Origin of the sequence: Mycobacterium sp. 94-17 (assembly GCF_035617725.1) — a bacterium.
Classification (GTDB): Bacteria; Actinomycetota; Actinomycetes; order Mycobacteriales; family Mycobacteriaceae; genus Mycobacterium.
The window spans coordinates 1-1,197 of record NZ_JAPIYN010000063.1 but is presented as its reverse complement, the minus strand read 5'-3'; the positions used below and the strand labels follow the sequence as shown (position 1 = coordinate 1,197).

Annotated in this window: 1 protein-coding gene; it reads right to left on the bottom strand. The window is 70.4% G+C overall.

What is annotated here, in order from left to right; translation table 11 throughout:
* The coding region (locus OQ789_RS25610) for an HNH endonuclease signature motif containing protein (protein ID WP_324689197.1) at positions 1 to 1,197 on the bottom strand (1,197 nt) is incomplete at both ends.

Below are 1,197 nucleotides of genomic sequence, written 5' to 3'. Positions count from 1 at the left end.
GGGCGCTCGGCGGGTGGCGGCAGGTCGCCGGTCGGGGCGCACAGGCCGGGGAACAACAACGCGCTGCCCGGAGTGGTGACATACGTCTGGCCGGCCGGCGACGTCACAATCAACGTCCCGTCGGGCAGCTGCTGGTCACGCCAGCCCCAAAACGTTTTCACCAAATGATGCGCGCGGCAATAACATTTCAGGTTCGACGCATGCGTGGGACCACCCTGGCTGTGCGGGATCGTGTGGTCGATGTCGCAGTCGGTGGCCGGGCGGTCACACCCGGGCCAGCGACACGTCAGATCCCGGCACCGCACGAAATCAGCCAACGCCGCCGAGGGCACATACCCCGACTCCGGGGCCGCATCCCCGGGATGCGCCAGCGGCACCAGCCGCGCCGCGCCGGCCAACTGCGCCAGCAACTCCGGGGGAATCAAACCCTCGGCGCCCACCTCGACCCCCGGCACCGCACCGCGGCCGGCCAGACTGGCCTGCTCGGCGATCACATGAACCACCACCGGACCCGCCGGCCGTCTGCCGCCCGCCGGGCACTCGGCACGCCCGCACCGACACCCCAACCGGTCCGCCCCGGCCACCAACGCCCCCACCGCATCCGCGCGCCGCTGCTCACGGCTACGGGGATCGTGCTCGCACACCGTGCCCGCCAACGCCTCCAACCGCTGATCCAGCGCATGAGCATCCGGGGCCCACAACGTGCCCTCCAGATGCGCCAAACCCCCACCCTCCATATCGGCCACCCACACCTGCCGATCAGCGGCCACCTTGGCGCGCCGGCGCACCGCATCGACATCCACCCGCGCCACCACCGCATCCACCCGCGCGGCCAGCCGGCCCCGCGTCATCGACGGCCACCGCGCCACCGTCACCGCCAACTGCGCATCCACCACCGCCACCACCTCGGCGTCGGTGATCAAATCCGTGCGATACACAATCGTCTGAAACAGCGCGTAATCGATGTCGCCGGCCGCAAACACCGCCCCCACCTTCGGCAACCGCTCCCGCATCGCCCGCGCATAACGCACCTTGCTCGCCGCCAACCCCTGACTGATCCGCAACTGCGCGCCCACCTCCGCAGCCACCGCCGCCTCGGTGTCGATCGCCCACTCCTCGGTCTCCGCACACCGCGACAACCGATAGGAAAACAACTCCCCAATCCCCCGCAACTGCTCAGCCGCCGCCCGATTCTCC